This is a genomic window from Mycoplasmopsis sturni DSM 22021, from assembly GCF_000701485.1.
Classification (GTDB): domain Bacteria; phylum Bacillota_I; class Bacilli_A; order Mycoplasmatales; family Metamycoplasmataceae; genus Mycoplasmopsis; species Mycoplasmopsis sturni.
The window spans coordinates 35,963-61,991 of sequence record NZ_KL370785.1; the positions used below are offsets into that span (position 1 = coordinate 35,963).

Annotated in this window: 4 protein-coding genes; 2 read left to right on the top strand and 2 right to left on the bottom strand. The window is 26.1% G+C overall.

Going from position 1 to position 26,029, the window contains the following annotated elements; genetic code table 4:
* Positions 1 to 529: 529 nt before the first annotated feature.
* Positions 530 to 1,816, top strand: a complete 1,287-nt coding sequence (locus Q349_RS01880; protein WP_036464476.1) for an MnuA family membrane nuclease — start codon at positions 530 to 532, stop codon at positions 1,814 to 1,816.
* Positions 1,817 to 2,022: 206 nt separating this feature from the next.
* Here the strand turns inward: Q349_RS01880 and Q349_RS01885 are convergent, their stop codons facing one another.
* Entirely contained in the window at positions 2,023 to 11,010 is an 8,988-nt protein-coding gene (locus Q349_RS01885) for a hypothetical protein (RefSeq protein ID WP_036464479.1), read from the bottom strand.
* A gap of 162 nt (positions 11,011 to 11,172) precedes the next feature.
* Entirely contained in the window at positions 11,173 to 24,051 is a 12,879-nt protein-coding gene (locus tag Q349_RS01890) for a hypothetical protein (RefSeq protein WP_036464482.1), read from the bottom strand.
* Between the two features lie 691 nt (positions 24,052 to 24,742).
* Between Q349_RS01890 and Q349_RS01895 the strand changes: the two genes are divergently transcribed.
* Entirely contained in the window at positions 24,743 to 25,960 is a 1,218-nt protein-coding gene (locus Q349_RS01895; RefSeq protein ID WP_036464485.1) for a YbhB/YbcL family Raf kinase inhibitor-like protein, read from the top strand.
* Positions 25,961 to 26,029 lie beyond the last annotated feature (69 nt).

Below are 26,029 nucleotides of genomic sequence, written 5' to 3' on the forward strand. Positions count from 1 at the left end.
TAAGAAGGATAAACCAAAATAACTAATATTAAGTAAAAACCTTATTAAAAATAAAACTTGAGAGCGATCCCAAAAAAAAAAAAAAAAAAACAAGTTTCAGCGAAAAATCAAATAATACTCACAAATTAGCATCTTTGTGGTTTTTAATTTTGTTGTTTTTTGAAATTTTTTTCCTTAAAAAGACAGTTCTAAAAATATATGTAAATTGACTAATTAAATGATTTTTTTATTAATTTCAAAATCACAAAAAATTCAATATTCTTAACTTAAGTTTTTGATTAAAAAACCAAAATAAAATAAAAAAACTTTTACAAAGCGACAACAATGATAAGAGCATCATTTTTTAAAAACAAAGATAAAAAATAAACAAAAAAATATTTAGTTAAATATCTAATTAAAAATGCAACGAAAGCTTTTTTTAAAAGCATTTAAATTGTTTATAAATTACTAATTATGTCTTGAGTTCTTTAATTAAACATTAGATCATATTATTTAATTTGCTAAAATAATTAAAATTAAGGAGTCTTTTATGAAGTCTAAAAAATCACCAAAAAGCAAGAAATGAAAAATATCACTATTAGGTAGCTCCATAATTGTTCTAGGTGCTGCAGCGGGGGTTGGGTATTCCTTATACCAAAGAAAAGCCAAAAATAGCCAAACTAATGTTAGTAATGATAAAACAGTTTATGAACAAATAAAGTCTTATGAACTTAAAACAAATCATTATCGAATATTACATTGAAATGTACTTAATTTTGGCGGGTCAAAACATGTCTTTAATTCTTTTAAAGTAGTTGGAATTGCACAAATATTAGTTTCTTCAAACGCAACCGTAATGGGATTAACCGAAATTAACAATGGAGATACTAAAAAAGTAAAACTCATTGTTGATGCTATGAATAAAATTAAACCAAATACCTTTGATTATATTGTTCAAGACCCAAAAGAAGCAACTTCCAGCATTTATCCTAAAAGTAAAGAAAGTATTGCAATAATTTACGATAAAAATAAAGTCAAACCTTCTAAATTTAAAAACGGAAACATAGGAGAATCATACAAACATAATTACAAACTTCAAGAAAGCAATAGTGTATATAAATTATCTAGCGAGAATGATGAATATGTAAGACCTCTATTTGGAATTGAGTTTCAAATTATTAACAGTAAGTCTAAAACAAAATTTTTCACCACGTTTTTTGGTCATTTAGATTCTCCATCAGCTTCAAATAATGAATACAACATCAGCAAAGGAGAATTAAAATCTCCTCAAAAAACTTATAAAATTAATAACGTCGGTTCTAAAGAATTGCAAGAAGTTATAAACTTACCTGAAGCTTTTATGTTTTTTAAAGGGATATCAAATTCAAATAATATCATTTTCGGTGGAGATACTAATATTAATGCTTCAGCAGCTTCTTCATTTGATTACATTGCTGAAATTGGGAACTTAAATAACTATTATCCAGCTTCTGAGGCAAAGAAAGAAAAGTTTTTAACTTCACTTACTACAGTAGATTCTTTTAAAAGAAATCCTAAAAAATACCCATATGTAAATGGATATGATAAATGAATCTTTAGCGAAGATAATTTGGATTTTTTAGATCAAAAAGAAGACCCTGATGGATACTTTAAAATTGATATTGCTAAAGCATTTAATAATCAATTATTAAATCGTGAAGAAATGAAAAAGCGTTATATTCGTGATTATCAAAAATCAACAAATCCTGATGATAAAAACCCTACAGATTTTAGAATGATAAGAATTGGTTTAAGCGACCATGCGCCTATTATGATTGATTTTCAAGCTAAGAAATAACCAAAACACCAGAAGGTTTTCTGGTGTTTTTTGATTTCATAATAAAACATATTTATTAATTTAATCAAATAAATTTATTTACCTGCAACTTCTTGTAAAATTAAATTAATTTAATTTAAAAGTTTGCTTTGAAAATAAAAAACGCGAGCTTTTTAGCTCACGTCTTTCAAAAGGTAAAAAATCAATTAAACCATTAAGTGTACTAATTATTTTTTATACTTTTTAAATAACACAACAGAAATTAAAATAATTATTCCTAAACCTATTGGTAGAGTAATTAATCATAAAAGATGCAATTTATTATTTGAAGAATTTTTTGTGACTAAATTTTTACCCAATATGCTTTTAACAACATTTGGTAAATTATCAAATTCTTCTTTGGTAAATTTCCTTTGGATCTCTTGGATTAGTTGATTATTTTCATTATTTTTATTCTCTTTATTAAAATATCCAAGTTCTTTTAAAATATTACCTAATTTATTATAGATTTTAAAACTCGGATTATTTTGATGAAGTTTCTGAATATTTTTGTCAAATTCTTCTTGATTTAATTTTAATAATCCATCAATTAATCGCATTTCATCTATACTTCGATTTTTAAAGTCTTTAATTTTATAATTAATTTGATGAATCAATTGATCTAATTGTGGATAATTATTAGACTCTAATAATTCAATTGAATTAATCACTTTTTGTATTTTCTTTTTAGTTTCCTCATGAACTGAATCGTCTATATTTGAAGAATAATACTCATTTAATAATTTATCTAATAAGTGATATTTCTCAATCGAATCTTTAATATAGTTAAAATCATGATTATCAACGTCTAACTTATCGATGCTTTCAAATAATTTTGTTCAAGTTCTTTTTAAATTATTATCATTTTGATTTAAATATATTTGTGCTTGCTCAATAAAATCTGCAATTAAATAGTTAGTAGCTTCTTCTTTATTGATTTCATCTTGAGTTTTTTTACTATATTGAATTTTCCTATTTTCTTGAGCAAGCTTATCTTTTACTTCTTTAATTTGAACTCAAGTCGCATTTGGATTTTGACTAATTATTTTAGCTACTTCTATCAAGTTTTTTAAAGTATTATTTTTATCTTTTTCAGGAAGATTATTTGCTTTTTCAAGTTCTTTATTAAGCCGTTCTTTATTTCTTGCATCTAAAAACTCTTCACTTGCTTGTATAATTTTAGTTAAATCATTTAAATTAACTGCTTGTTTAGCTTTTAGAATTACTTCTGTTAATTTATCACTTGGATTTTTGATTTTATCAATTGCTTCTTCAATTGATCGTTGAAGTTCATAAGCTTTTTTAGCATTTTTTAAGTTTTTAGTTGCTTGTTGAAACTCTTCTTTTAAAACATTTGATTTATTAAAGATATCTTGTGATTGTCTATAAATATTTTGAATATTTACATTAGCAAAATTTTGTAATTCCTGAAAATTCTCTAATTTTGATCCCAATTCTTTTTTGGCTTCATCAAAATCTTGTGTTTTATTATTTTCAGCTACTAATTTATCTGCAATATTTTTAATTTCTGAAAAAGTAGCATTTGGATTTTGACTAATTCTTGTGGCCTCTTCTATTAAGGTTTTTAAAACATTATTTTTATTTTTTTCAACAAGATTATTTGCTTTTTCGAGTTCTTTATTGAGTTCTTCTTTTTTAAGAGAATCATTTAAATTTATAATTAGTTGGGTAAATACTAATGAATTATTTGATTCCAATGCTTTTTTAGCATTATCAACAACTTCTCTTAACTTAATGCTAGGATCATTCTTTTTATCAACTTGACTAATTATATAGTCTAAGTGGTCAAGATTTTCTAAATCTTCAAGGTTCTTAATTGCTTGCTTAACTTCTTCCTTTGAAATGTTTGGGTTATTAACAATATTTTGAGCTTTCTTATATGTATCTTGAATTATTTTATTATCTGAAACAAATAAATCATTATTGTTGTTAAGTTGATTTTTAAGTTCTTGTTTAAATTTAATTAATTCATTAGTTTTGCTTTTTTGTTGTATGATTTGTTCTTTTGCTAGATTGACTTCTTCTATAGTAGCATTTATTTTTTGAACAATCTGATTAGCATTTTCTATTGCTTCTTTTAATGAAGTACTTTTATTTCATTCAAAAATTTCATTAACATATTCAAGTTCTTTATTAAGTGCTTCTTTTTTAATGGCATCATCCAATGAAACAATAAACCACTCTACTTGAACTATATTATTTGATATTGAAGCTTCTTTGGCTTTAGTTATTTCTTGGGTAAGTTTTGTACTCAAATTATTTATTTTTTCTGCTTTTTGGATTAATTTTTCAAGTAAATTAACTTTCTGAGCATATTTTAATTTTCGGATTGTCTCATGAACTTCTTCTTGTGAAGAAATTAAATTATTAGAAACTCTATGGGCTTCTTCTATTGCGTCTTTTAGAATGTCACCTTTTTCTTCTTCGCTAAAATTATTTACCTTATCAAGTTCTTTATTTAACTCTTCCTTAGCTTGTGCATTATTCAAATTAGCAATAGCTTGCTCTAATTGAGAAAGATCTTTAGAATTTAGAAGATCTTTAGTTTGATTAATTATCATAATAAATTTGGTGCTAGGATTATAGGTATTTTTGGCTTGATTAATTTCTTTTTCAAGTTGATTTATTTTTTTAGCATTTTCTAAGTTTTTAATAGCTTGTTGAACTTCTTGTTTAGAAACATTAGAATTATTAAATACCTCTTGCGCAATTTTATAGGCATCCTGAATTTTTTTATTATTCAATGTTGAGAAATTGCTATTTTTAATTAATTCATTATGAAGTTCTTCTTTAATTTTATAAAGTTCATTATTTTTGTTTCTTTCAAGATAAAGTTTGTTCTTAGTGTTTTTAACTTGTTCTAAAGTTACATCTGGGTTTTTAATAACTTCTTTAGCCTCTTTAATAGCATTTTTTAATTTATCACTTTGATTTGCTTGATTTATTCCATTACTTTTATCTAGTTCTTTATTAAGTGATTCTTTCCTTTTTAAATCAACTAAATTATTAATTATTTTTTCAACTTGGTTGGTATCATTAAAGTTAATTGAACTTTTGACATCTTGAATGACCTTACTAAGTGTAGAGCTCATATTTTGAATACTTTCTACCTCTGAAATTATTTTTATAAGCTGATCAATTTTTCTGGCACCTTCTATTTTTTGAATCCCAGCTTGAATTTCCTCTTTTGTGGAATTTGCATTATCAAGTATTGTTTTTGAGTTATTATAAAGATTTTGGATATTTTCGTTTTTCGAATTTTTTAAATCATCATTATTTTGTAATTTAAATTCTAACTCTTTTTTGGATTCACTAAGATCTTGGGCTTGATTAATTTCTTGTAAAAGTTTATCTTTAGCTAGTTTAATCTCTTCTGTGGTAGCATTTGGTTTTAAAGAAATTTTATCGGCACTTTTAATGGCTTTTTCTAATGTTTCAAATTTATTTTTATTAGCAATTTGCTTTGCTTTATCAAGTTCTTTATTAAGGTCTTCTTTTTTAAAGATATCTTCTAATTTTTGTATTGATTTTTGTATTTCAAATATATTATTTGACTCGATAGCTTCTTGGGACTTTTTAATTGCTTCTATTAATTTATTACTTTTTTCTCTTGTCCTCGCTGCCTCTTTAATATATTTTTCTAATTGATCAAATTTTATAGCTTCATTAATTAGGTCTTTAAAATCATTAAAATCCGCTTGAGATTTAAACTGTAAATTAGTTAATGCATTAGTTGCATTTTGAATAGCATTTGAAAGCTTTGAATTAGGAGAACTAATTTCAAGAGCTTCATTTAAAATATTTTGAAGTTCATCTTTATTTATTTCTCTTTGTATTTCTGCTAATTTATCATTTAATTCTTGAGCACTATGTTTTTGATTAATATATTCAAGAGTATTATTTTTAAATTCTTTTAACTGAATGGATGAACTAAAGTCAATTAAGTTTAATTTTTCTTTAATTTGCGCTTTTAAATCAGCATTTTTTAATTTACTAATTGCTTCTTGTAATTTTTGAATTTGGTTCCTTATTACAGTGATATTACCATTAATTCCATTTTGAAAATTCAATTCAGGATTATAGGCTTTGGCATTAGCTAGTTCTGATTCAAAAATAGTTTTATCACTATTTGCAAGATCATTTCAACGGATATTAAAGATATTTTTGGTTTCTTTGGCTAAATTAATTACTTCTTTTAAGTTCGCCATTTCTTCACTAAGTTGATTTTTTTCTTCAATAACACTAATTATGTCATTAAAATTATCAAAATTAATATTACTTAAATCTCTTGATATACCATTTTTTTGTGATTTATTTAAATTTGGTTTAGCTTTTAATTTTTTATCAACTTCAGTTTTCAATTTTGCGAACAATAAATTGTATTGTTTTTGATATTCATTATCATTTTTAATTATTTGAATAGGGTTTTCTGAAATTATTTTTCATTCATTTTCTGAAAATAAATCTTTTATTTTTCTATCAATTTTTAATACTTCTTCTTTTAATTTATTATTAAGCCCATTCAAATCATTGAAAGCACTATTTAATTTATCATAATCATTTTTTAATGAATTAACATCAATATTTTTAGAAAATGCAGGTGAATTGAGAGAATAAAAAGCTTCTGTCAAATTATGTTTAAGATTATCATCAGCTTTTGAAAAAATCTCTTTTTGATCTATTTGATTAAATTTTGTTTCTCTCAAAACATTTTTTACAAGTTTTTTAATTGATTTAACTAAATTAACTAACTTATTTATATTATTATTTTTAAATTCATTTAATTTGTTAAATGACGGCATTGCATCAGCACTAGTTTTTGAGTTAATATTTTTAATAGAATTTATTAGTGATGTTTTTTGTTCTTCAGAAAGATCTTGATATTTTAAAGAATTTTTAAGATCATTTAAAATTGCAGTATAATAATTGTTGATACTTTTGAACTCACTAACTGCTGATATCGCATTATTTAAATTAGTCAATTTTAAGTTTAGGTCTCTGTTGAATTTTTCTTTTAGAAATTCTTTATCACTAGGTGATAAATTATCATTATCATTAACTTGTTTTTCAAATTTATTTTTAAGCAATTCATCAAAAACTTGCCTATAGTACTGATCAATTTTAGTATTTTCAAAATTATTTTCGTTTAAAAAATTATCATTATTTGAAATATTAGAAATATAATCACTAATATCTTTTTGTGTTAAAAGATTAAAAAGATTTTGATTTTTAACATTACTAATATCTTCAATTAATTTATCTCTTAATAAATTACCATTGAGTGAATTATAAGCACTTATCAACTCATTATTAAGATTTGCTACATCATTAGAATCATAATATTTTTCAAAATAATCTGTTGAATTAGAATTTCTATTATAAATTGATTGAGGTATTTTGTTTAGGTTGTCAGGTTTTTGGACCGCTATCTCAAGTACTTTTGAAACTTTTATAACTACATTATCAAAACTTTCTTTTAAATTAGTAGACGCTTGCGTATATTTTGCCTTATTAAAAACAAATTTTAAATCTGATGTATTTTTGGCATATTTTTCAAAATTAGATTTAAGTTGAGAGTTTTGATTTTTGATTTCATCTAACTTATTAGTTAGTTGAGCTATTTTAGTAAATGAATTTTGACTATCTTCAAAATCTTTTTTAAAGAATTCCGCTAGTTCTCATATAAGTTGATCTTTTTGCGCTTGATTGATTTCTTTTTTAGAATTAGCTCCTAGAATTTTTTGATAAAGATCTTTGAATTCATTGTTCAATATTCTTTTAAACTTATTTTTTAAGCTCTCAATATTAGTTTTGATGTTTTTGTTTTGCAAATTCTCTTCGTAATATTTTAATAACTCAGTTTTTAAATTATAAGTTCCGTCTTTATTTTTTGAAGAATTATATTTGTTATTTGAATTATCGATATTATTTCCTATGCTATTAATTACATCTAAAACTTCAGCACCAAAAATAACTTTAGCAATTTCTGTTTGTCTTTGATCAAAATTTTCTAATTGTCTATATTCATCTTGTCTTTGTAAATTATTAATTTTTGCTTTTTTGGCATTTTTTTCGTGATTGCTTAAGTTAGCTAAATTATCAATAGTTTTTTTAGCATCTTCAAAATCTTGATTAAATAGCTTATAACTTTGCTCAAGATCATTATTATTTAATAAGTGAGAATTTAAATTATTCAATAATTTATTAATTTCATTGAGAATTAATTTATCATATTGAACGCTATTAGAATCATAATTTTGTTGAAATTCATCTAAAAGATTGCTAATTTGATCGTGTTTTTGTTTAAATTCTGTATATTTTTGGTTATTATCTTTTCTTAAAGATTCATATTTAGGTTCTTTTACGACAGCATCATATTTATCATAGATATGTTTTAATTGAATGCTAGCATTTTTAACATTTTCAATAGATTGAATTAAGACATCAACATCATTTCTATTATCTAATTTTATTATTTTATTAATAATGGCTTCTTTTGTTATTGTTGAAATTCCGTTTAAATTATTAATCCGGGAAATTCTTGATTCAATAAATTCAAGGGCATTTTCTTCGTTATTAATTAAAGCATTATTTTCTTTGTAGGATTGGTTTTCTAAGCTATTTAAAGTATTTTTAATATGATCGATTTTTGTTTTTGTTGAAGATACAAAACTAGATGTCTCTACACCTTTATCATTAAAATTTAAGTTAGAATTTTCGTTTAAATCATTAGTCTTTAATCCGTTAACACTATTTTTAAAAGTATTTTTAGAATGTTCACTAGAAAAAGCATAATTAACTGCTCGAATCATATTAATTTGATCTTGTGTTTTATTCACAGATTTTCTTGCTTCTTCTAAGGTTTCTTTAGTAAATTTTGATTTATCAAATTTCCCTTCAACAATTTTTTTAGCATCTTCTATTTCTAATTTAATTGTTTTAATATCATGAATAGTTTGCCTAATATCTCTAACTTTTTTATCTCAAAACTCAACTCTTTGTGGACTTTGTAAGGTCCCAGAATAGAAGTGTTCTTTGTTCCAATCATTACCAACGGCGTCTCTAATTGCATTTTTTTGTTGCTCATTTAGCATATCATTAATGCCATAATTTAAATTTTGATAAGTATCACCTGATTGATTAGAACTTGGGTTAACATTAAATGGGAGTTCTTTGATTGTTTCTAATTTTTTACTTCCGGCTTTGCTTCATTTTAAATCAGAGATTGTGCTAAATGTAAATTGAGTATTAAATAATTCAGATATATTTTCAATATAAGTTCCTGATGCTTTATTTATTGTTGATTCATTTTTATCTCTAACTTTATAATCTTTATAATTTTTTAAAATATCATAATCAAAAAAATCTTTTAATTTTCAATTATTAGGTTCAATAATTTCAACTTTATAATTCTTTCAGTCATTTAAATCACTAGTTTTTGATAAATGTAAACTAGTTTCATTTTCGTTAACTCAGGAACTAAAGTTAGTTACGGCTGTATACTTAATTTTTAGTTTTTTATTTGAGATAGATTCATTTGTAAAATCATAAACTTTTGCTTTATCAATTGCTTCTGCAGGAATTTCTGCAATAGTTTTATCTCCAAATTTAATTCTATATCCTAAGCCCTTTGGCAAATACCTAAAATTAGCAAAAGCATCCTTTTCTGAATAAACATTCTCTGTTACATCAAACGAAAAAACTCTATTACTATCTCTTGTGTAAAATAATGCATCAGTACCCACCGTTGACTTATAAATATTTTGATCATCATAACCATAACCATGCTCTAATGCCGCTGCTGCAAAAACTCCCGAATCATTATTATCAACTAGAGGAAGTCAATTATCTAAAAAAACACTATTATTTTCGGTTTCAAAATCAACAACAATAGTTGGTACATATTCAGCATCTCAAAAATTCTTAGTTGAGCCTCTTTTTCAAAAACTTATTTCTCCTTGAAAAAATGCTCCAGCATTATCTAGACTTTGATTTAATAAAGTTTGTCTATAAAAATCTAATTCTGTATTTTTGAAAGTCCTTATAGCAGAAAGAGAACGACCTCCTCCTGAACCATATCCATCTTGATTTCATTTATCACCTAAAAAAATATTTTTTATAGTTTCTTTAAAATATGTTTTATTTTCTAAGTTAGCTCCATAATATCTTCAATTAACTAGTTTGAAATAATTTGAGTTATTATTATCATCATCCCCGTAAACATTATAATTTGTATTAGTAAAATTTTCTAAATTACCTTGCAGAGACATTTGATCTATATTATTACTATTTAATTTCAGAACTTCATTGTAAACTTTAAAAGTATTATTTTTATTTAAATTTTTATAAGTATTAATATTTCCATCATTAGGTCTTGATATCGAATTATCAGATATAATCGGAAGTTCTTTTTTGTCTTCCAAAAAATTATAAATTCTTCCATTAATAAATTCACCATCTGGTTGTTTCACTAATGTAGAATCCGAATAATTTTGGCTTAATTCTTTTTTCCGGTAAATAATTGAAATTTTTAATGAATTAGGTTTAATCTTTAAATCACTTGATAAAAAGAATCCAAATTTAAGGTTAGGTCTACCAATAGCATAAATATCTGCATTAGAATTACCACCTCCTTTTCTTGTTGATAAATCTTTGGGAAGATAATAGTTATTAAAAGTAATTTTTCATCTTCTTGTTTTATCTTGCTCGCTATCATTGTCTCGATAAATCTTGTTTAATCTTTCGATATTTGCAGAATGATTAGTAACAGGAGAATTCCCGTCTAAATTCACTTCTTGAACATTAACTCAATTTTTTACTTTACTGTCCAAATCAAGTTCAAAATCTGAGTTTGTCTGAGTAATACCTCGATAACTAGAAAAAGTTTTTCCATTAAATCAAATTCTTTGTTCTTTAACAACATCCTTAAAAGTTTTAAAATCATTTATAGGTAGATTATTAGAATTTTCTTGTTTTTTATTTTTTCAAATATTTAAGTATTCATTTTCTTTATATCTAGAAAATCATCACTTATCTCTTGGATTATCTTCTTTAACTTCCTCGCTTGGTGTTCCCGAAATAGCTACAAAAGCCATTCCTGTTGTAGTTAGTGTAGAAGAACTTAAAAGTAACAAAATTTTTTTATTCTTTTTCATAAAATCCTCGTTATATTTTTAAAAATATTATATTGTTTCATTAACACTTCAATTCTACACAAAAAGAAATAAAGTATCTTATTTTGTAACAAAATTTAGAAAAAAATAAATTATTTTAAATAAATAATAAAAATACACCTTATTTGGTGTATTTTTTATCTTTTATTTTTTATTTTTCCTTTTAGCAAGCGCAATAATAATCGCTAAAACTAAAGATGAATTAGTAGCTAAAAAGATTCATCATAAAAATCCCATATTTTCATATGCAATTCTAAGTTCGTTAAAGTTTTTCATTAAAGCACTTTCTAAAACATTTGAAATATTATCAAATTTAAGTTTTGAGAGTTCACTCCAAATACTTTGCAATAATTGATTATCATCAGCACGTCCTGCTAAAATTTTTCCAAAGTATTGAATTTCATTTAATGTTTTTGCAAAATCATTGTACTTATTAAAATCGCCACGCTTATTAAGATCATCAATAAATTTATTAAAGTGTTCTTTTTGGGCTGCTCTTAAAGCTTCAACTAAAGCCATTTCATCTTCACCTTGAGCTTGGTATTTTTTAAGCGAAGAATTAATTTGGTTAATTAAGTCATTAAGTTTTGGATATTGAGAAGGATTTAAAAACTTAATGTCTTTGATTTTTTTCTCTAATTTTTCTTTAATTTCTTGGTAATTAGGATCTTCAATTGAAGAATTTCGATATTGTTCAAGAGCACTAACTAGATCATGATATTGTCCAATAGCATCTTTGGTTTGAATAAAGTCCTTGGTTTTAACTTCTAAATCATCAAGATGTTTAGCTAAATCGTTAATATCATCAATTAATTTTGGATTATTGCTATTAAAGTATTGGTTCGCTTTATCAATAAGTTCGTTAACTGAATCTGAAATATCTTTGGCTTTAGCAAGTTCAGTTAAAATATCTTTTTCACTAACTTGATTATGAATATCTTCTTTAATTTGTGGTTTTTCAGATTCAATAAGTCCATCTAAATTATCAATAATATCATCAATTACACGGTCGTGTTCTGACTTGATTTTATCAATTAAGTCTTGAATTTGATCTTTATTAAGGTTTGCATCCGTATTATCATTGATTGCTTTACCATTGATTGTATCAAGCCCATCTTGAATTGCTTTTTCAAAAGCATTTTGAGCTTCTTTTGAAGCATTTTCTTCAAAGGCTGATTCTTTGGTAAGTTGTGAAGTAGTATCGATAATTTCTTTTAACTCATTCATTTTATCATTAAGATCTTTTGCTTGATCTTGCAAGTCAGTAATTGATGATTGATTTTCAGAAAGTTCATCATCATGAAGTGGAGTTTTTGTAATTTGATCTTTAAAGTGTTCTTTTTGATCTTTATTAAGATCTTGGTTTTCTAAAATTGAATTCACAACATCTTTTTTAGCTTGATTATCTTTTTGAGCTTGCTCTCAAATTTTATCGGCATCTTCTGGATTTTCGGTATTTTCTAGTTGATTTTTAAACTTATCTTTTTCTTCTTTTGATAAATATTCTAGCTCATCAATTTTATCTTGAAGTCCGCTTATTTGACCTTTAAATTGTTCCATTTGTTCAAGTAAATCATTAATAATTGTATTAATTTGATCTACTTGTGCTTTGGTTCAATTTGCTTTATGATCATTTGCTTGTGCATTTGAATTTTCAGGTTTAGTTACGCTAGAATCTCAAAGATCTTCAATATTATTGTTAGTTGAAGCAATGTCACTTCTATTTTTTTGAAGAGCTTTAGAAGCATTAATTGCTTGATCATAAAGATCTTTGAATTTTTTCGGTGCATTTTTGTATTTAGCTTCACTATGAATTTGTTGCTGATCTGCAACAAGTTGTTGGTTGCTTTCCATTGATTGATCAAGATCATGAGCCCGATCAGTTACTTGTTGTGGTGTTTCTAATTCAGGTTTTGAATCTTTAATACCTTGATAAATTGGGGTGTTTGGAATAATTGAATTAATAATTTCTTGAGTAATAGCATCTTTTTGATCTTGATTTAAATGAGGATAATTTTGATCAAGATTGTTAATTAAATCTTTTTTAGTTTCTTTAATACGATTAGCAATTTCAACTTGCTTTTGAATCTCTTCAATTGAAGTAGCATTTTTAACATTTTCATAAAGCTGATCTTGCTCTTCTTTTGAAAGATATGGATTATTTTTGAAACTTGATTCAGATTTTAATTTTTCAAGTGTTTGATCTATTAAATTATTTAACTGATCAATTTGTTCTTTATTTCAATTATTATCCGATGGTTTTTGCACTCCTGAATTTCATCCAGGAATATTAATTGAATCTTGATCATATTGATTTTCTTTTATTTTATTTGCAATATCAATTAACTCATCATAAATAGATTTGGTTCCCTCAGTAGCATCACCATATTTTGAAAGATCATTTTTAATTGATTGATCTTCATTTAAATGTTCATACAGCTCTTTCATTGAATTATTAAGATCTGTAGCACGTTGTTCAACTTCTAAGTAGTTTTCAACTTGTTGACCTTCTTGAATTTTGCTTTGAGCCTCTTGAGTAATTGAATCTGGCGAATCATCTTCAAGGATTGATTTGACAATATCAGTTCTAACTTGATCTTTTTGTGAATTATTTAAATATTCATAAGTATGATCCATAGCTGGATTTGCACTTACTTCATTGTATAAGTCTTCTTTTTTCTTATTGATTTCTTCTGCTTTATTAAGCACATTATTATAATCATTAATTTCATTATTTGAAGTTTTATCTGGATTATCAGCGCGAGCTTTTAAAGCTTCTTTTTCTTCATCAGAAAGATATGACATCTCATCGATTTGTTGTTTAACATAATCTAATTTATTAAGATTTTTCAAAATTTCATTTTTTACATCATTAAGCAACTGGGTTAACCCTTTAACTTGATCCGCACTTCAATCAGCATGTGTATCATCTTCAGAAGCTTGAGGAAGAGAAACATTATCTTGAGAATTTGGACTATTTGTCGCTTTATTTCAAGCATAATGTTCAATTCCATTAACTGAAGATTTATTTGCTTCAAGATCCTTAGCGTTATTAATTAAATTTTCGTAAAGTTCTCTAACTGAATTTGGAATTTTATTGTAATTTCTATTTCTTTTTAAAATAGAATCAGCATCGACAATTCTATGTAATTGATCCATTGCATTATTTAAAATGATGGCCTTGTCTACAATTGACTGAGTTGATGCATTGGTTGAATTTGGAACTTCTTTTTGGTTAGAATGAAGAATTTCTTTTTGACGTTCTTGTTTTTGTTTGTCATTTAAGTAATTTAAATTATCAATACTTTCAAAAGCTTCTTTCTTTTGAGTATTAACGTTATTTAAATCTAACTGAATAGCATCAATTGCTTGATCTGCTTGGTGGTAGAATTGATCATTTTGCTCAATTGTGTTTTCTTGATTTGCAGTGTTGTCTTTAAATTGTTGAATTTGTTCTTCTAATTGCTTGATGTAGTTTGCTTTTTCATCTTGTGATCAATAATTATTATTTGTTCGAGCTGCTTCAAGAGTATCATTTGGCAAGTTTAATATATTTTTTATTTCATTAACTTTTTCTGTTAGCACTTCTAAATATGTTTTGTAATTGTCAAATACCACTTTTGTAGTATCAATTATAACAAGATCACTTTGTTTTTTAGCATTAATTTGTTCATCACTTAGGTTTTCGAAACCTAATTGAGAAAGCATGCTACTTTTATCTTGAGTATTAGATAATTCAGCATCTTTAATGCCATATAACATGCTATTTTCTTTATTTGTTTGGTAAGTATGCGTAACTGTAATAGTTCCATGTGTATTATCTCTAATATACTCTTTCATTTGTGGTTGAACATAATTTGGTGTTTTATTTAATGTTTCTTGAGTATCTTGGAAACCAATATCGCTATTAGGTATATTTGTTGTATCTGTAGGAAGATATGGTCTTCTTTGCTCTGAAGTTTTAACATTATGAATGCTATCTTTAACAAGATTTTTAAGACTTTCAAGTCTTTGGTGCTCTGTTTGGAAATCACTCACTGTTGCATAGAATTTTTGCGATACTGGTAATAAATTATCACCATTAGCGTGATCTTCGTCTTTATCAATTAAATAATAAGCAACAATTGTTCGACCATTAATTTCATCATGAGCAACAACTTTTGGTAAGTATTGTTGGTATTGTGAATATAAATGACCTTCAATACTTTCAGGAGTAATAACTACTCAATTAGCTGAAATTTCTGAATGAGCATCTTTAATTGAATCTTTAATATTTAAAGTATATTGATTTGGATCTTGGGTTTGCTCTTGGTTAGCTGTTATTGTTGCTTTTACCGAATCATCTTTAAAGACAACACTTGCAGCATCTTTAAATCCGTGAGTTTTAAATTGTTCAATAACATGTGTGTAATTAGTTTTAAATCCACTAATTTGATTATTATTGGTAATTTGTGGGTTTTTTGCTTTTAATTGGTTGTTATTATCTGAATCTTGGGTTAACCCATTTACCGTTGAAGAAAGTTTAAACTGTACATCAATAGTTCCGTCTTTAGAATTTTTTGTCAGAGTAATATTTTCTGCTTTAATGCTTGCATCAGGATGTCCATTATTTAATTTAGCTAATTCTTGATTTAAAGCCTCTACAATCATTTGCTCTGTAATATCTTTAACTAATTTATCTGATTTATTATCAATTAAGTCATTAATTGTATCACCACGGATTAATTGTTTTAACAACTCATTTAAACGTTGTTTTTCAGTTACAAATCCAGTTAATTTTTTATTGTCATTTTTTACAAAATCATCTTGGTCTTTAAAATCTGGCCATTCAGAAGTAATTTTGAAGCCAACATTTGTTGAAGATGAATTATCAGCTGGATTTGTACTTGGTTCTCCAATAGGATTTGAATTACTAAAAGGTTTATTTGAGCCACTTGGATTAACAAATTCAAGTCTTGTATGATCTTTAACAAATGTAATTTTTCCAGAAGAATCTTCTTCTTTTGTTCAACCATTAGATGTTAAACTTTGATATAAGTTTGCTTCATCTAGCGTTGAATTATCAGTATAAGGAGTAGAACCTTTATTACTATAATCAAGAATATTTTTTACATTCTCTAAAGCATCACTAAGTTCTTTATTAACTTGACTTGCAGTTACAAAACCAGTTGCATTTTGCGAAGTACTGTAATTTGTAGAAGTAATTTTTGGTTGCGTTTGTGTTGGAACTAAATTTGTTTTTGTTGATTCTAATTTATATTTAATGTTTTGAATTGTTCCATTTTCATTATCATATTGCGCTTCAAGATTAACTACCTTAACATCAGCTCCATTTTGGTTATCAAATCATTGTTGAATTTTTTGAAGCAATCTTGTAGGTGCATTTTGATTATCTTGATCTTCTTTTGAATTAATTCAATCAACCGTGTGTTTTTTATCTTCTGAATTTAAAACGGTATTTGTACTATTTGCCTCATAATCAATTTTTGGCACATTAATACCATTACTTCTTGGGTCCTTAGTTAAAATTCAATCTAAACGATTTGCTTCTGTAGCAAAATCGCTAATCATTGTATTAGGAACTGGATTAGTTTGAGTTGTATTAGCGAAATCTCCTTGATGAGTTTTAATATCATAACTAATTTTAACTGTACCATCTTGAGCATTTACGTCGCTAAATCTGATATTTGTTAAAACTCCGTTTTGACCTTCATTATATCACTCACCTGGATTTGGACCTTGTTTTCAACCATCAGGTAGCTTAAGTTCTGAAATATTAAATTCATCAGCAGAATAACGAACTTTTTGCATTTTAAGATTTGTTTGATAATCAATTGTTAATGATCGAGCAAGCTGAGTTAATCTTTGTTGTTCTTCTTTAATTGTTTTAAAACCATTAATGTTTTGCTCGGTTCTATCTTTAGAATGTACATCAATTAAGTTTTCTTTAGTAGATTTAAGATTAAAGGTAATTGTTGGAATTTCCCCAGTATCTTGGTTAAATTTACCTACATTTAAATTATCAATTTCTGCGTAAGAATTTTCGTGAGTTTTACCGTGATCCTTTAACCAATCATTGACAATTTTCTTAATTTCATTTTGAAATTCTTGTGTTACATTATTTTGTTCATCAAAAATTTTCTTTGATCTATCAATCTTACCATTGAAAAGAGTTTGTAAGAAAGGTAATTGATCAAGAACACCATTAAGTCTTTGTTGCTCTGTTTTAAATCCATCAATAGTAGCTTCTTGTGATTTTTTAATATCTGAAAAACCTAATTTTGTTGTAGAAACCTCAAAACTAAGTTTTGTATTTCCGGTTTTTGGATCTGTACTTACAAAATCTAGGATTTTTAAAGTCGCTTTCTCACTTGCTTTTTGGTAAGTTCCATCAGATTGCTTAATTCATCCTTGTTCATTAAGTTTTTGATCAAGTGAGTTTTTTTGCAATTCGCTTGTACTATAGTAAACATGGTCTTGTTTTCCTTGGTAATCTCAAGAAATTCCATTAGCAAGTTCATAAATACGGTTTTGTTCCTTGGTTGCTGTATTAAATCCGTTAATTTGTAAGTTTTGTTTTTCTTTTGAAGAAACAACATTTGTTGCTCCTTCAATTTTTGATTTAAGTTTAAATCCTATATTATCTAAACTTCCATTTTCATCATTTGCAACAGATGTAAAACTATCAGTGTCAATTTCAGCATTATGTCCATGATCACTTAATCATTTATTTAATTTTTCAATTAAATGATCTTTATTAGCTGATGCTTTTTGATCAAGCTCTTCATCGCTAAATAATTTCGATCTGTTAGCAAGGGTTAAATTATTTAAATTAGAAATATTATCAAGAATTTTGTTTAAACGATTAACTTCGGTATCAAAACCTGAAATTGTAGTATGCTCAGAAGCAGGGATTTCTTTAGAAGCATTTGAATAATTTTCTTTAGTAGAAGAAATAGTGTATTTTAACTTAATTGCTCCAGTTTGAGGATCAACTGAATCAACAGTCATATCCGTAATTTTAGCGTTATTTTGAGTGCTTACTCAATAAGGTTTTTGTGAAGCTTCATCAATGTGCTTTTCAAAACCTGCAATAGTTAAATTATTAACATTAAGATTTTCTTGATCTTTTTTATAAGGGATAATTTGACCTTTTCCTAAAAAATCAAAACTAAGTTGATTTGCTAATTCTTCTAATCTATGAGTTTCATTTTCTGTTGTTCAGAAATTAGAAATAGTTTGTTCACTTGCTGCATTTTGTTTTGAAGATTTAACAGGGATATTATTTGCTTGGTTTACTTTTGTTGATGAAAGTTTATATTTAACATTTAACGTTCCATTTGAATTGTTTGGCGTTAATTCAACATCCTCAGGAAGAACTTTCATTGATTCAGAAGAAACTTTCTCAGTTAGTTTTTGAGCAATTTGCTCTTTTGTAATTTCTGAAGGAGCTTTTGATTTTTCTTCTTGTGTAAGTAAATTAGCAATTGTTTGACTACTATCTAAAGAATCCATTTTCTTGTCTAAACGATTTTGTTCAGTATCAAAACCAGTGATTTTTTTAGTAAATTGCTCTGATATATTTGTGAAATTTTCTCTTGTTGAAGTTAATGTATAAGCAACATCAATTGATCCATCAATTGGGTTTTTGTTTTGAATTGAAGTTAAAGTTAATTTTGCATGATCTTTTTGATATGTATTAGTTTGATTTGGAACCTTAGTTCATCCTTCAGTTACTAAAATATTTTCAAGAGATAACTCGCTGTCTGAGTAAGGAATGATTGATGCTTTACCGTTGTAATCTAAATTAACAACTTGTGCTTTTAATTCATTACGAACTTGAGTTTCTGTTTTAAACCCTGTAATTTGCCCAGCGCTTGTGGCATTCTCACTAGTTTCGTTTTGAAGAGAAACATCTGAATCAGTAATTGTTGATTGTAATTTATAAGTAATTTGATTAATTTGTCCACTTGCATTATCAACTTGGTAATGGATATCTTTTACTTTTGCCTTATTTCCACTAAATTTTTCATTAAGTTTTTGTTCCAATGTTAAAGATGCACTTTGAGCACTAATATCTGACTTGTTATCAAATAAAGATTCTAAATTAGCGATATTTTGTGCATTTGAAATTAAGCCATTTAATCTCTCTTGTTCAGTTTTAAAACCACTAATTACATTTTCGCTTGATTTGCTAATAGAGCTAAATCCATCACGAGTACTTTGAACACTAAAAAGAACTTTAACTGTTCCTGTTACTGCGCTTGCCTCTGAAAAACTAATATTAGTAATTTTAGCCTCTTGAGAACTAGATACTCAAGTTATACCATTATCGTTAGTTGTTCATCCTTGTCTAGAAAGTGAATTATGAAGTATTAGATGAGAATTGTTAGTTTCTAAATTTGACTTACGATAAGGAATAACCGAAGCTTTATCATTATATTCTCACTGGATCGCACTTGAAATACTATTTATTCTAGCTTGTTCAAGATCTCTGGTATTAAATCCAGTTACTGTTTTCGCTGCTGTTTTATTATTAGAAACAACTTTTGGAGTTGTTACTTTTGTTGATTCTAATTTATAAGATACATTTTCAATAGTACCATTTGCCTCATTAATATTCAAACTTAAATCATTAACTTGAGCATCAAGATTTTTTTCTCTTAATTTTGCATTAATTCTATTTTTTAGTTCTTGTTCAGAAATTGTTGAAGAAAGTTTCTTTTTCTCTTCTTCTGTAAAAAGATCATCTAAATTAGGAAGTTGATTTTCATCGGCTACAATTCGATCTAAACGCTTTGTTTCTGTATCAAATCCTTCAATATTTTTGCCTTGTGGACTATTTGCTTTTACTTCAGTAAAGTTATCCTTTGTTGAATGCACTTCATATGTTATAGGAACAATTCCAGTTACTGGATCTGGTTTTCCAAAATTAATATTTGTAATTTTGGCTTGTTGATTTGCATTAGTTCAATTTTGCCCATTATCAGATTTAACTCAACCCTCAGGTAAGGTCAGTTCATTTTTACTTAAATCAGATTCTTGATAAGGAATTTTGTTTGATTTATTAGCGTAATCAAAATTTAGGCTTGTAGCTAAATTACTAATGCGTTGCTCTTCCTGTCTTTGAAGTTCTTCACCATTTAAATCATTGTATGCTTTAACTAATTTAGCATTAAGTGCTTCAATATCATTTGCATCATAATATTTTTCGGAATAGTTTGTTGAACTAGAGTTTTGCTGATAAACATTTTGTGGGATTTTGTTTGTATCATTTGGTGTTTCTATTGCTACTTCCGAAACTTTAGAAGCTTCTACAACCGCATTATCAAAGGCGGTTTTTAATTCACTAGAAGCTTTTTGATATTTAATCTTATTAAAGACAAAATTATCATGTGTAGGGGTATTTGCATATTGTCCAAAACTTCTTTTAAGCTCATCATTTTTAGTTTTAATACTGTTTAATTTATTATTAAAATCAGATTCTTTACTAAATGAATTTCGATTAGCAACAAGATCATCTTTAAATGCTTGTAATAATTCTCATATAAGTTGATCTTTTTGAGCTTGGTTAATTTCTTTTGCAGAATGTGCATCAAGAATATTTTGATAAATATTTTTAAATGTAGGTTCTAAAATCGATTTAAAACGATTTTTTAGAGATTCAATATCATTTTTTGTTGTCTTTTTATTAGCCTCAGCATCATAGTAACTAATTAATTCAGTCTTTACAGAATAAGTACCATCTTGAGATTTTGTTGAAGAATTATATTTCTTATTTGTCTCACTAATTTTATTACCAAGATTATTAATTGCATCTAAAACTTCAGCACGCGAAACAACTTTAGCAATTTCTCTTTGTCTTTCGTCAAAATTTTCTAATTGTTTGTATTTATCTTGATTTTGTAAATTACTAATTTTTGCTTTTTCAGCATTTTTGTCTTGAGTACTTAAATGAGATAAAGAATCAATGGTACTTTTGGCATCTTCATAATCTTGATTAAGTGCTTTGTATTTGCTAGTAAGATTGCTATTTTCTGCTAAATGATTATTTAAACTAGTAACTAACTCATTAACTTTTGCAGTTGTTAATTCACTATCGTTAACTGTATTTGAGTTGTATTTTGTATTAAATTGATCTATTAATGTTTTAACTTGATCATACTCTGTTTTAAACTCATTATATTTTTGATTGCTATTTTTTCTTAAAGGTTCATATTTTTGTTGAGTTGTTACAGGAGTGTATTTTGTATAAAGCTCTTGTAATTGATTTTTAAGATTTTTTGCATTTTCAATAGCTTTCATTAAATCATCAGCTTCTTGTCTACTATTTGATCTTAAAAGTTTATTAATAAGGGCTTCTTTAGTTTTAGCAGAAATTCCATCTAATCCATTAATTTTTTGAATTCTTGTTTGAACAAACTCAATTGGTGTTTGATTTTGATCAATTCAAGCACCACTTTCTTTATACGAATTCTTATTTAAACTATTTAAAGCTTCTTTGGCCGTATCTATTTGTTGTTTACTATTTGTAACAAAATTAGTAGTTTCTACACCTTTATTAAATTCTAAATTCGAATTTTCATTTAACTCATTTGTTCTAAGTCCGTTAATACTATTTTTAAAGTTATTTTTAGAAGTTTCACTAGAAAAAGCATAATTAATAGCATCAAGCATATTAATTTGCTCTTGTGTTTTAGTTTGTGCACTATTTGCTTGTTCAAATGCTGACTGTGTAAAGTTAGATTTATTGAATCTATTATTTACAATATCTTTTGCTAATTCTACTTTTGGTTTAATATCTTTGATATCATGGATAGTTTGACGAATATCTCTAACTGTTTTATCTCAATAATCAACCCGACTTAAATTATCACCTGTTCCTGTATAAAAATGCTCTTTGGTCCAGTCATTAGCAATCCCATCTTTAACTTCTTCTTTTTGAGTAGCATTTAAAACATCTTGTGCACCATAAGTTAAAGTACTATAAGTATTACCTGTTTGTCCGTTTTCTAAGTTTTTAGTAAAAGGTAATTCTTTAATTGTTTCTAGCTTTTTACTTCCGGCTTTACTTCATTTTAAATCAGCAAAGGTATTAAATCTAAAGTCTGGATTAAATAAAGTTGAAGTATTTTGAATATAAGTACCAGTTGGGTTATTAGTTGAGTTTGCATTAGTACTTCTGGTTGAATAATTTTTATAAAGATCATTAGAACTATAATCAAAGAAATCAGCTAGATGCCAATCGGTAGGCTCAATAATTTCTACTTTATATTTTTGTCAATCATTTAAATCTCTTGCGGTTTTTAATTCAATTCCTGTTTGATTTTTATCTTTTAAACTATTTAAATTTGCAGTAGCTGTATACTTAATTTGCAATTTTTTATCTGTACTTGCAGTATCAGTAAAGTTATAAACTTTTGCTTTATCAATTACCTCTGCAGGAATTTCCGCAATAGTTTTATTTCCAAATTTAAGTCTATATCCCAACCCTTTTGGTAAATATCTAAAATCAGAAAAAGTATCATTTTCAGAATAAACATTTTCATTTACATCAAAAGAAAAAACTCTTTTTTCATCTCTAAAAAAGAATAAAGCATCCGTTCCTACGGTTGACTTATTAATATTTTCATCATAATTACCATAACCATGTTCTAAAGCTGCTGCCGCAAAAACACCAGATTTAGTGTTATTAAATAAAGTCAAATCACCATCAAGTAGTGCATCATTATTTTCTGTTTCAAAATCAACAATAATAGTAGGTACATAGTCTGAATCTCAAAAGTTTTTACTTCCACCGTTTCTTCAAAAACTTACTTCCCCTTGAAAAAAAGCTCCAGCATTATTAATTTGTTCATGCAAAAAAGTTTTGTTAAAAAGCTCAGAGTCAGTATTTTGGAAAGTTCTAATAACCGAAAGCGATCTTCCGCTTGATTCGTTATCATACCCATTACCATTGTTTTTTACTCCATAGAAAATATTCTTAATTGTATTTTTAAAATATGTTTTATTTTCTAAGTTAGCTCCATAATACCTTCAATTGACTAGTTTAAGTCTATTAGAATTATTTGGACCATAAACATCATAATTAGGATTTGTGAAATTTTCAACATTACCTTGCTGTCCCATTTCATTAACATTGTTGCCACTTAATTTAAGAGTTTCTTTATGAACAGAAAAATAACTTCCACTTTGATTAAGTTTCTTATAAGTATTAAAATCACCATCATTTGGTCTTGATATGCTTGTATCAGGAATAATAGGTTTTTGATTAGAGTCTTCTAAAAAATTATAAATTCTTCCTTTGATATCAGAACCATCATCTTGTCTTAAGATAATATTATCTTGGTAACCTGTATTTATATCTTTACTTCTATAAACTAAAGAAACCTTTAAAGAGTTAGGTTTAATTTTTAAATCTTTTGAGATAAAAAATCCAAACTTAAGATTTGGCCTACCAATTGCATATATAGATGCACTTCCGTTTCCGTCTCCATTTCCTGATGATAAATCATTTGGTAAATAGAAATTATTAACGGTTATTTTTCATCTTCGTGTTTTAACTGCGTTGTTATTATTTTCTCTATAAATATCATTAATTTGGTTTATATGGGTATAACTTTTGTTATCAATTGGGGCATTACCATCTAAAGTTACTTCTTGTAAATTTATCCAGTTTTTTACTTTATTGTTTTCTCCTAATTGTCGATCTGAGTTCTTTTCATAACCAAGTCCACGAACATAAGCAAATGATTTTCCATTAAATCACATTCTTTGTTCTCCGTTAATAGCAGGAAATGTTTGAAATTTATCCACAGGAAAATTATTTGAGTTAGCTTCAGATTTATTTCTTCAAATATTTAAATATTCATTATCTTTATAACTTATATACCATCATTTATCAGCTGGATTTTCTTGTTGTTCACTAGTGTTTGGTGTTGCCGAAAGAGCGACAAAAGTTACTCCTGACACCGTTAGTGTGGAGGAACTTAAAAGTAATAGTATTTTTTTATTCTTTTTCATTTTTCTCCTTAAAATTACTATGTTTTTGTTATGTTTTTATTTATGTTATTAATTAATTGAAATTAATTCCTTTTTTAAAAAAATTTTACAAAAAAAAAAAAAAAAAAAAAATTTAAGTTTCAAAATATATATAAAAATAAAAACATATAAGAATCTTCTATTAGAAATTTTCATACATCATATATAATCATTTATGCCTTTAACATCATCATAACAATAATAAAATTCAACCCTATTCATTTGTGTTATTTTTAAACAACACAATAATGTGGTATTGAAATTTTTGGTATCTCTACTTAATTTTTACCTTTCAATTCTCGAAATGACGAAATGAAAAAATAAAAAACATTAATTCAACCCATAATACAAAAAATATCAAAATTGATCTAAATAATTTTTAACTTTTAAATATAAAATTCAATTCTTGGATTATTTAAAATAATAGATACATAAAAATAAGTATGAAAAAATATAAATCTAAATAAACATAAACAAGAAATAAAAAATAATAAAAAGCGATAATAATTCTTTGAAAATATCATGTTTTTAAAAAATATAAATAAAATATGTTCAATAAAAAATAATAAAAAAATATAATTAATTAAAAAACATTAAAAAAGACATTTTAAAAACTTCAATAATTAATCGATAGGAGCGGGTTAATCATCTTTGTCTAACCCAAAATATAAAAATGGAAAAATTAACCAACTTGAATATTAGATCTTCGGCAATTGATCAAAATACACATCATTTAAAAGATGAAAACCATGCTATTAAAGGTGGAAACTCAATTCATTTACAATGAGACTCAGTCCCAACTGCTAAAAGCTATGCTATTATAATTACAGATTATCAAGCAGCAGGTGCTGTTTGTGCCCCTTTTATACATTGAGTTGGACTTACAAAAGGAAATATCACTTCAATACCGGCAAATTTAAATCAAGAAAATGCAAAAAAATATCTTTTTCCTTTTGAAAATTCCACTTCTAAGAAAATAATAAATTCTGCCGTGCCTAGTGCATTTCAGACAGATAATTCAACTTCATACTTTGGGCCTTTCCCTCCTGATTCAGATCATAAATACGAAATCAAAGTAATGGCTTTAGCTAAAGAATATAACGATGAATCATTAAGAAAATTATTGGGTAATGACAAAAATGAGCAAAGTTATGGTTGTCTTTTTGAACTTACAAAAATTATCAAAGATGCCGGGGTAATTGCATATGATGTGCTAACTTTTATCGCCAAACAAAGTCTTCCTGGGGATGAAAAAAGTGGTCCCAAATTTGCAAATAATAACTTTCAAATAAGCGGAAATTTCTTTAATAACAAAGATAGAGGCCATATTCAAATTGAAATCTTAACTAACCTTAATGATGAACAAGCAAAGGCATTAAAAAGTCAATTTGATGAAAAACTTCAAAAATTTATCGTAAGTGATAAACCTTTTGAAATATCCTTAGATGCCTCACAAGCCAAAAATGTCAAAAGTTATGTTGTTTTAGTGTTAGATAATTCAAAAACAAATTCATGAGCCGTTCAAACAATTAATGGTGTTGCCTATTCAATTGCAAATAATTGAGATAACAAAGTTCAGGTAAATCTTAACCAAAAAGAAAACGATGTAAATATTAAATTTGGGGTAAATTCATACAACCAAACCAAAACTGCTTTTGTTAATATTATTACTCAAAAAATAAACCTAAAAGAAATTCCTGATACAAACTTAATCTTAACTGATTTTGATTCAAAACACAAAAACCACTATACAATTATTGCTTTTGCAACTAATTTAGATGCAAATGATCCAAAACTAGCATTTGAAGAAGAAAAACCAAATATTGCCCAAATTCTAAAAGCTATCCATAGTAATGTTGTTGGTTATGGAAGTAAATCTTTTGAATTTTAGTTAAAAGAACACTATTTAAAGTGTTCTTTTTTGATTTTATAAATTAAGACCAATAATAATAATAATAAC